The organism is Ilyobacter sp. (assembly GCF_041583315.1).
Taxonomy (GTDB): domain Bacteria; phylum Fusobacteriota; class Fusobacteriia; order Fusobacteriales; family Fusobacteriaceae; genus Ilyobacter.
Genome location: NZ_JBFHGC010000043.1, coordinates 1 through 9,161, shown reverse-complemented (window position 1 = coordinate 9,161; position 9,161 = coordinate 1). Strand labels below are relative to the sequence as shown.

Annotated in this window: 8 protein-coding genes and 1 pseudogene; 7 read left to right on the top strand and 2 right to left on the bottom strand. The window is 36.0% G+C overall.

The genetic code is table 11. From position 1 onward, the window contains the following. From ABZA26_RS02805 to ABZA26_RS02790, 4 genes and pseudogenes are all read left to right on the top strand, one after another. A pseudogene (locus tag ABZA26_RS02805) lies at nt 1-273 on the top strand (hypothetical protein); the annotation flags it as partial. Continuing rightward, nucleotides 209-1,792, top strand: coding sequence for an extracellular solute-binding protein (locus ABZA26_RS02800; RefSeq protein WP_372713005.1), 1,584 nt, complete (start codon nt 209-211; stop codon nt 1,790-1,792). The pseudogene ABZA26_RS02805 and the gene ABZA26_RS02800, both read left to right, overlap by 65 nt. A 140-nt stretch (nt 1,793-1,932) precedes the next feature. Further along, entirely contained in the window at nt 1,933-2,922 is a 990-nt protein-coding gene (locus ABZA26_RS02795; RefSeq protein ID WP_372713004.1) for a YhdH/YhfP family quinone oxidoreductase, read from the top strand. Nucleotides 2,923-3,136: 214 nt separating this feature from the next. Further along, the gene (locus ABZA26_RS02790; RefSeq protein ID WP_372713003.1) at nt 3,137-4,486 is read left to right on the top strand and encodes an ATP-dependent endonuclease; all 1,350 of its coding nucleotides are present in this window, start codon (nt 3,137-3,139) and stop codon (nt 4,484-4,486) included. Nucleotides 4,487-4,545: 59 nt separating this feature from the next. On the opposite strand, the gene ABZA26_RS02785 is transcribed toward ABZA26_RS02790, so the two are convergent. Both ABZA26_RS02785 and ABZA26_RS02780 read right to left on the bottom strand, forming a co-directional pair. Further along, on the bottom strand, nt 4,546-5,001 hold the full coding sequence (locus ABZA26_RS02785; RefSeq protein WP_372713002.1) for a threonine/serine exporter family protein: 456 nt from the start codon (nt 4,999-5,001) through the stop codon (nt 4,546-4,548). Between the two features lie 16 nt (nt 5,002-5,017). Further along, nucleotides 5,018-5,758 (bottom strand): threonine/serine exporter family protein, encoded by a 741-nt coding sequence (locus ABZA26_RS02780; protein WP_372713001.1) that lies wholly within the window; start codon nt 5,756-5,758, stop codon nt 5,018-5,020. A gap of 231 nt (nt 5,759-5,989) precedes the next feature. On the opposite strand from ABZA26_RS02780, the gene ABZA26_RS02775 reads away from it, so the two are divergent. From ABZA26_RS02775 to ABZA26_RS02765, 3 genes are read left to right on the top strand one after another with little or no spacing between them, the layout of a single operon-like run. Continuing rightward, on the top strand, nt 5,990-7,669 hold the full coding sequence (locus ABZA26_RS02775) for a LytS/YhcK type 5TM receptor domain-containing protein (RefSeq protein WP_372713000.1): 1,680 nt from the start codon (nt 5,990-5,992) through the stop codon (nt 7,667-7,669). Further along, complete coding sequence (locus tag ABZA26_RS02770) at nt 7,666-8,391, top strand: LytR/AlgR family response regulator transcription factor (protein WP_372712999.1); 726 nt, start codon at nt 7,666-7,668, stop codon at nt 8,389-8,391. Before ABZA26_RS02775 ends, ABZA26_RS02770 begins: the two co-directional genes overlap by 4 nt. Nucleotides 8,392-8,423: 32 nt before the next feature. Next, nucleotides 8,424-9,032, top strand: a complete 609-nt coding sequence (locus tag ABZA26_RS02765) for a DUF2238 domain-containing protein (protein ID WP_372712998.1) — start codon at nt 8,424-8,426, stop codon at nt 9,030-9,032. The last annotated feature ends 129 nt before the right edge of the window (nt 9,033-9,161 follow it).

The following is a 9,161-nucleotide window of genomic DNA, read 5'->3' as shown; positions in this document are numbered from 1 at the left end:
GGTTATTTCCAAGGATTGGGAGATACTAAAAAATCTTTAAATATAAATATATTAAGATTATGGGGAGTAAGAATTCCATTAGTTATAATTTTAAGTTATATAGGAATATTCAGGGAATATTCAGTTTGGTATTCTATGTTTTATAGCAATATTCTGACTGGGCTGTACAGTATTTATGTTTATAAAAAATACGCTAAGGAGAAAGATAATGAACAAAATATTAAAAAAATTGCTTATAAGTTTATTATTAATAGCAAGCTTAACCGCATGTGAAGCTGGTAAAGACAAAGCTCCAGAGGCAGATACTCCAAAAGAATCACTGGTCACTAAAAATCCATTGGATCTAACTATTCACATGCATTTTAGAAATAAGTATATCTATGAACCAAATGGTCCGGTTGGAAAAAGAGCTTTTGATCTAACCAACATAAGATTAACTGAAACAGCTTCAAAAGTAAGGACAAATAGTGATGAAATGTTTAAAATGATGATGGCTTCCGGAAAATTGCCCGATATTGTAGGAGGAAATGAGAGAAAAGATGATTTTATAAAATATGGAATGGAAGGGAAACTTTTACCTTTAAATGCTTTGATAGATGAACATGCACCGCACATCAAGAATTTTTTTGAGGATCATCCTAATGTAAAGGAAGCGGTAAAGGCTCCAGATGGAAACATTTACTATATCCCTTATATAGTTGATGGAAAAGCAGCACGAGGATTTTGGATAAGGCAGGACTGGTTAGACAAATTAGGGTTAAAGCAACCTCAGACTGTTGATGAATTTTACAAAACACTAGTAGCTTTTCGAGACGGTGACCCAAATGGGAATGGTTTAAAAGACGAGGTCCCTTTGTTTTTTCGGCATTGGGAAGAAATTATGAGGTTGACCACGATGTGGGGAGCTCGAACCAGCGGTACTGATACATATATGTCACTATACGAAAAAGACGGGAAGATAGTATCGGGACTGGTTCAACCTGAATTTAAAGAGGGAATGAAACATATAATAAAATGGTACAAGGAAAAATTAATAGATCCAGAAGTATTTACCAGAGGATCCAGATCAAGAGAAATATTGTTTGGGAAAAATCTAGGTGGAGCAACAAGAGATTGGTTTGCAAGTACCGGTATTTTTAATAAAACTCTGAGTAACTCTATTCCGGGATTTAATCTCCAGCCTATGGCACCACCTGTTGGAACAGATGGTAGGAGAGTGGAAGAGAACATGAGAGCCGCTGTAAAGCCCGACGGCTGGGCGATAACTTACCAAAATAAACATCCTATAGAAACTATGAAATTTTTTGATTTTTATTTTACCCCAGCTGGCAGAAGGTTGGCCAACTTTGGATTAGAAGGTCTGCATTATACAATGAAGGGTGGAAAGCCTGTATTTAATGAGGAGATTCTCAATGCAGACAAAGCAGTCAACCAGCGATTATGGGAAGACGGAGCACAAATCCCCATCGGGTTTCAAATGGACTATGAGTATGAAAAACAGTGGACAAATGCAGATGCCATAAAGGGAATAAAAATGTATACTGAAAACAATTACATATTAAAAGAATTTGTAGAGCCTACCCTGACTCCGGAAGAGAGGAAAATATATGATATGTATTGGCCTTCTATCGTTAATTATATGAGCGAATCAATTCAGATGTGGGTATTAAACGGGATGGATATTGACAGGGAATGGCCTAAATATTTGGAAAACTTAAATGAAATGGGGCTGAATGAAGTGTTGGAAGTAATGCAAAATGCCCATGTAAGAAGAGAGAAGCAGCAAAAATAAAAATAATCTCAATTAGAATCAGGTACTCTCAAGAGTGCCTTTTTAAGATTTTTTACTTTTAATAAATTGTATTGACATTAAAAGCTTAAAGGTATAGAATAAAAGTACGGAATCGTATTAAGTTTAAGGAGGGATTAATCATGAAATTCAGAGCTGTGAGAATATTTGAAGAAAATGGTGAGTTTATAAAAAAAATAGTGGAAAGAAATATAGAGGATCTTCCAGAGGGAGATGTGGTTATCAAGGTGAAATATTCTTCACTGAATTATAAGGACTCTCTATCTTGTATAGGGAACAGGGGTGTAACTAGAAATTACCCACATACACCTGGAATAGATGCTGCAGGAGTGGTAACAGAATCTAAAACCAATGATTTCAAACCCGGTGACGAGGTAATACTGACTGGATTTGATCTTGGGATGAACACTGACGGAGGTTTTGGAGAATATATAAGAGTACCTAAGGAATGGGTTATAAAAAAGCCTAAAAATCTTTCTTTGAAAGAAGCGATGATCTACGGAACTGCAGGATTTACCGCAGGGCTTTCGGTTTATGAATTGGTAAAAGATATAAAGCCTGAAGACGGAAAGATTCTCGTGAGCGGAGGAACAGGCGGGGTGGGGAGTCATGCAGTAAGATTCCTCTCAAAAATGGGATATGAGGTAACGGCAGTTATCAGTAATGATAAAGAGAATAAACTGGCGTTGGAATTGGGTGCCAAGGATACAGTGAACAGAGAGGTGCTAGACGATAAAAGCGGGAAAGCACTCCTAAAGCAAAGCTGGGCTGGAGTAGTTGATACTGTGGGAGGAAATCCTCTTTCAACTGCCATAAGGTCTGTAAGCTATGCAGGAGTGGTAACTACCTGTGGAAATGTAGCAGGAGGGGACCTTCCTTTTTCAACAGTATATCCGTTTATACTCAGAGGGGTAAAGTTGGTGGGAATTGATTCTGTACAGTGTCCAAAAGAAAAGAGAGAAAAAATTTGGGAACTTATATCCAAAGATTGGAAGGGATCTAATCTTGAAACAGGAATAAAAGAAGTGGGTATTGACGGAATTTTTGATGAAGTGGATAATATGCTAGGAGGAAGACTGGTAGGCAGGGTAATAGTTGCACATAAAGAATAGTGAAAACATCCTGGAATAAAGGCAATATCTGTAAAAAATGTGAGAGGTCTTCGGACCTCTCTTTATCATTTAAAGGAAATAAAAATTGATTTCGAAATATTTTCATAAGAATAGAAACAATTAAAAATTCAAAAATGTACAGTATAATGTTATAGAAGCGTTTTGTTACATAAAATTATATAAATACAAAATAGACAAGAGAGGAGTTAATTTTATGTACTTGAGAAAAATAGATATAAAAAACTGGAAGTCTATAGAGGACGAGAGTATAGAACTAGAGAATCTTATGTTGCTGATAGGGGGAGCCAACCACGGTAAATCCAGTATTTTTTCCGCAATATTATTTTTTCTCGGAGAAAGAAACTACAGAAAAAAAGATAAAAGAAGAGAGGGAGGCTTAGTAGAGATAGAAGGTAGGTTTCAGATTGTATCTATCGAGAAACTAAAAAAACTAAAACCATATCTTGATAAAAATGATGAACTCATTCTCAGAATAACAGGGGGAGATGCTGGATTCACTTATACTCTAGTAAAAGAATATGAGGGCGTGGAAATAGGGTGGAATGATTACAGAGATATCATAAAAAATATAGAAGTAGTTTTTATTCCTTCAGTGGCTGCTACCTCAAAAGAACTTACTGAATTTTTTTATAAGAAACTTATTAGTGTCCTTGATAAGGAGGATTCTTGTGATAATCAAATCATAGATGAAATAAAGAGCATTTATTCAGTTTTACAACAGGATTATGCAAGCAAGGGACTTCAGAGAAATGTAATATTCAATATAGCAAGGATTCTTTCCAGGGAATCCAAGAAGAAAAACAGGAGTATACTTGGAAGCACTATGATTCTCTATGAAGAACCGGAACTGTATCTTCATCCACAAGCTGAAAGGGAGCTCTATAACACCCTTATACATCTATCCAAATACGGGACGCAGATATATGTCTGTACCCATTCCAGTAACTTTGTGGGGCTGAAACAGTACAGGTCTATATGTATAGTAAGAAGGGATGAGAGAGGAACCAAAATATTTCAGAACAGAAAAAGACTTTTCTCCAGAGATGAGGTCAAAAGGTTCAATATGAACTATTGGATAAATCCGGACAGAAGTGAACTTTTTTTTGCAAAGAAAGTAATCCTTGTAGAGGGACAGACTGACAAGATACTTCTTCCTTATCTGGCAGAATGTCTGGGGGTGTATAAGTACGAATACTCTATTATAGAATGTGGGAGTAAGAGTACCATTCCACAGTTTATACGTCTTTTAAACGGATTTAAAATACCATATGTGGCTGTATATGACAAAGACAACCACGGCTGGAGAACTGAATATGATAAAGAAAATGCCGAATATAAAAACAAAGGAATTCAGAGAAGTATCAACTATTCCATAGGAAGCTATGTGGAATTTGAAAATGATATAGAGGAGGAGATAGAAAGCGGCGACAGAGAGAAAAGGAACTATAGGCATAAACCCTTTATGGCACTGAAAAGAGTGATGTCAAAGGGCTATGTCATACCGGATAAACTAAAATTTAAAGTTGAAAAAATATTTAAATAAGAGTCTGGAGAAATCCAGAGATTAAAAAAAGCTCCTTAAAAAGAGCTTTTTTATTGGGCTTATTTGGATATTATTTTTCTGACCAAATTTTTTCTGTGAATGTCTTTTATTATTTTTATGAAGGATGTCACAAATACAATTCCCATGGCCAGGGAACATGAGATAAGAAAAGTTTCGAGGCCTTTTGAAAATGCCGCTAAGGGTCTTTCTTTTATGATGTGATACATTGTATAGTAGATACCTCCTCCTGGGACAAGAGGGATAAGCCCGCAAATGAGAATAGTGGTAACCGGAGTTTCTAGATATCTGGCAAAAATCTCTGAGAAGAGAGTCAAGGCTATTGAGGATAAAAAATATGAGAATGCAATTGGATAGCCTGCATTAACACACAAAAGGTATGTGAGCCAGCTTATTCCTCCCCCTATAGAGGTGAAAAAAAGTTTTCTGTCTCTGATATTGAAAATTATGGCGAAACAAAATGTAGCAAGTATAGCAAATAGAATCTGCTTTATCATGATAAACCTCCAAAAGTTATAACATTAGTGTGAGAACTGCTCCTGTACCTATGGCTAGGGAAGTGGCGATAAGCAGGGCTTCTACTCCCCTGGCTATACCTGCCATGAAGTCTCCTGCAATGATATCCCGGATAGCATTTGTGAGGGCCATTCCAGGAACTAATAGCATGAGAGATCCGATGATTATTTTATCCAAATTATCAGCAATTCCTATTTTTAGAAAAAATACCCCTATGAAGGCACATATTGCACCGCCGACACTATTGATGATAAAGCCGTTTATTTCTAGTTTGTTTGATAAATATGTGAAAATATTCAGAGAACCTCCTATAATCATGGCAACGAGGAAGTCTCTGTAACTTCCTCCGAATATAACCGAGAAAGAGGCGGAACAAAAGGCGTAGGCCAAGAAGTTGAGATGCATGGGATAACGTTCTTGAGCTTCGACAGCCTTTAGGGATAACATAAGTTCTTCAGAAGTAAGCTTGAAAGCTTCTCTGGCTAAAATATTAACTTTATGTATTCTATCGAGGTTTGTGCCCCTTTTTGAAATTCTTACTATTATAGAGGAAATATTGCCGTTTTGGTCCTCTAGCGATGCCATTATTCCAGTAAGAGTGGCAAAGCAGTCGGCAGAGTATCCGTACATCTCACATATTTTGCATACGGTGTTTTCTACTCTGTAAGTTTCCCCGCCGTTTTCTAAAATTATTTTTCCTGCGTAGGTAGAAACTTTTAATATTTTATCTGCATTCATATGACATCTCCTAAATAAAAAATACGTAACAGATAAAGTATAAGGAATTAACCTAAATATTTCAACAGTTTTTATATTATGTTTGAGAAAATGGTATTTGAATAAGGGAATTAACCGGTATAAAGGCTTATAGAGTGAAAAAAATCTAAATGTGCAGATGTCCTACAAATTGGACAATAACCTGTAAATAATATATAATATCCTATAATGAAATTGTGGAGTTGATCATTTATGTTTCAATTATTTAATCATCTTTTAAATAATATAGGATATATAATTACAATAGCCTTTTTCCTTTCCAGATTAAAGGCATTCAGAAAAATAATCGAGAAGGAAGCTTTTGAAACCAGAGATAAGCTGATACTGTCCGTGGTGTTTTCTACGATGGCGATACTAGGGACTTATGTGGGGATAGACTACAACGGAGCTATAGCAAACACGAGAAATATAGGGGTAGTAGTAGGAGGAATATTGGGAGGGCCTATAGTGGGTATAACTGCAGGTGTAATTGCGGGAATCCACAGGTTTCTCATTGATATGAACGGTATAACTGCTCTTCCATGCGGGATAGCCACAATTATAGGTGGGATTTTGTCTGGAATGCTGTATAAGAATATAGGGGTAAACAATAGAAAACTTTATGGGTTTGTGGCGGGAGTTATAGTAGAAAATATAAGTATGGCTTTTATACTGATAATGTCAAAGCCTTCTTATGTAGCTCAGGATATAGTCAGAAATATATATGTACCAATGGTTCTTGCAAATGCTCTGGGAGTATCCATTGTTATTGCTATAACTGAAAGCATACAGGAAGACAAGGAAAAAGTGGCCGGAGAGCAGTCAAAACTTGCTCTGGAAATTGCCAATAAAACCCTTCCTTTTTTCAGAGAACTTGATAGTGATTCTCTGAAAAACGTATGCCGAGTGATACAGGAATCCCTGGGAGCAAAGGTGGTAATAATAACGGATCAGAATTATATTTTGGCAAATTACAGTGATGATCCTGAATACCTTCTGACTCACAAAGAGATAGTAAGCGAGGCTACAAAAAAGGTTCTTTCCACTGGAAAACTGTTGGTAATCGAAAGTACTAACGATGAGACAAAATTTTACTGTGGTCTGAAAGATATTCATTCTGCCATAATAACACCTCTGAAAGAGGCTGAAAAAGTCGTAGGTACCTTAAAAATATACTATGCAGAGAACAGCTCATTATCTTCTAGAAACAGATATCTGGCAGAGGGACTTTCTCAGCTCATATCTACTCAACTGGAGATAAGCCGTATAGAAAGGCTGAAGGAGATGGCTGCAAAATCAGAACTTCGGGCTCTGCAGGCACAGATAAACCCGCATTTTCTTTTTAATGCACTTCACACAGTATCTTCATTTGTGAGGATAGACCCGTCTAAGGCAAGAAATATAATAATTGATCTTTCTACTTATCTGAGATTTAATATTGAGTGTGGAGACAAACTTGTGACTCTTGAAAAAGAGCTTGAACAGGTAAAGGCTTATGTGAATATTGAGCAGGCAAGATTCAAAGGGAAAATAAATGTTCATTATTTTATAGAGGAAGAGGTGAAGGGACGTATGATACCCAGCCTCATAATACAGCCTCTTGTGGAGAATTCGATAAAGCACGGTATTCTGAAAAGCACCCATGCTGGAAGTGTCTGGATAAATGCTTACAGAGACGGAAAAGACCTTATGGTGGAGATAGTAGATGACGGAGCCGGGATCGATGAGAGAATAATTGAAAGAATAAATTCAGAAGATAAAAAACCAGAGAGAATAGGACTGTATAATGTCCACAGCAGAATCAAACTCCTGTACGGGAAGGGGCTTGAGATAGAAAAACTTGAAAAAGGAACAAAAATAAGCTTTCTTGTGAAATCGGAGGGGGAAATATGAAGTGTATAATAGTAGATGATGAGTATCCTTCGAGAGAAGAACTAAAATATTTTATAGAGAATTTCAGTGATATAGAGATCGCTCATGAGTTTGAAGATCCTTTAGAAGTACTCAAATATTTGCAGGAAAATAATGTTGATATAATATTTTTAGATATAAATATGCCAAATTTAGACGGAATGACTCTAGGAAAGCTTGTATCTAAATTTAATAAAAAACCAGAGATGGTTTTTATAACTGCATATGATCACTATGCAGTGGATGCCTTTGATATACAGGCTTTTGATTATATTATGAAACCCTATTCAGAAGAAAGGATAGTCAATACACTTAACAGACTGGAAAGAAGATTTAATGTAAAAACAGATGACAACAAGGAATCTCAGTGCAACACAAAATTAACCATATGGAAAGGGGATAAAATGCAGGTTTTATGCCTTGATGACGTATACTATTGTGAGGCCTGTGAAAGGGAAACAAAGATTTTTACAGAAAAAGACATATATATGTCTAAACTCAAAATATCAGATCTGGAAAACAAGCTTCCCAAAGACAGATTTTTTAGATGTCATCGCTCTTATATAGTAAATGTGGACAAAATATCAGAGATAATACCCTGGTTTAACAGCACGTATAATCTAAAATTCAGAGGTCTGAAAGATGAGGTACCTGTAAGCCGCGGCAAAGTAAAGGAATTTAAAGATATAATGAATATAAAATAACTATTCCATAATTATTAAAGAGGTGGGATAAAATGAGCAAAAAAAAGGTAAATGTTCTCCAGTTAGGGATATTTTTGATTGTTTTGGTATGGAGTGGAATAAAACCATATGATAACTTTACATGGATGCTGGAAGTTGCTCCGGCAGTTATAGGGGCTATAATTATAGTGGCAACATACAGAAAGTTTCCACTGACGCAGCTTACCTATTGGCTTATACTGATTCACGCTGTGATACTTGTCATAGGCGGGCATTATACCTACGCAAGAGTACCTTTTTTCAATTTGTTAAAAGAGATGTTTGAACTAAAAAGAAACAACTATGATAAACTGGGACACTTTGTCCAGGGATTTACTCCTGCAATGATAGCAAGGGAGATTTTGCTGAGAAAATCAGTAGTTTCCCGAGGGAAGTGGCTTTTCTTTATAGTGGTATCAATATGTATGGCAATAAGTGCTTTTTATGAGTTGGTGGAATGGTGGGTGGCCTTGGCTACCGGGACGGGGTCCAATGAATTTCTCGGAACCCAGGGCTATATATGGGATACACAGTCGGATATGTTTTACTGTCTTATAGGGGCCTTGTTATCTTTGATTTTATTCAAAAAACGTCATGACAGGGAACTGGAAATTATAAATTAATTATTGAATCTAAGGTGAGACTAATCTCACCTTTTTTTATTCTTTAAGAAACTATAAAATTTTAGAATAATAAAAATTCAACTTAATTTTATACTAGAGTAGTATTTTTCTAGAAATATATTTTAAAAG

What these genes read in the sequence shown, in the direction of transcription:
- ABZA26_RS02765 (WP_372712998.1), top strand. Translation starts at nt 8,424, where the DNA reads ATGAGCAAAAAAAAGGTAAATGTTCTCCAGTTAGGGATATTTTTGATT.
- ABZA26_RS02770 (WP_372712999.1), top strand. Translation starts at nt 7,666, where the DNA reads ATGAAGTGTATAATAGTAGATGATGAGTATCCTTCGAGAGAAGAACTA.
- ABZA26_RS02780 (WP_372713001.1), bottom strand. Translation starts at nt 5,758, where the DNA reads ATGAATGCAGATAAAATATTAAAAGTTTCTACCTACGCAGGAAAAATA.
- ABZA26_RS02775 (WP_372713000.1), top strand. Translation starts at nt 5,990, where the DNA reads ATGTTTCAATTATTTAATCATCTTTTAAATAATATAGGATATATAATT.
- ABZA26_RS02790 (WP_372713003.1), top strand. Translation starts at nt 3,137, where the DNA reads ATGTACTTGAGAAAAATAGATATAAAAAACTGGAAGTCTATAGAGGAC.
- ABZA26_RS02795 (WP_372713004.1), top strand. Translation starts at nt 1,933, where the DNA reads ATGAAATTCAGAGCTGTGAGAATATTTGAAGAAAATGGTGAGTTTATA.
- ABZA26_RS02785 (WP_372713002.1), bottom strand. Translation starts at nt 5,001, where the DNA reads ATGATAAAGCAGATTCTATTTGCTATACTTGCTACATTTTGTTTCGCC.
- ABZA26_RS02800 (WP_372713005.1), top strand. Translation starts at nt 209, where the DNA reads ATGAACAAAATATTAAAAAAATTGCTTATAAGTTTATTATTAATAGCA.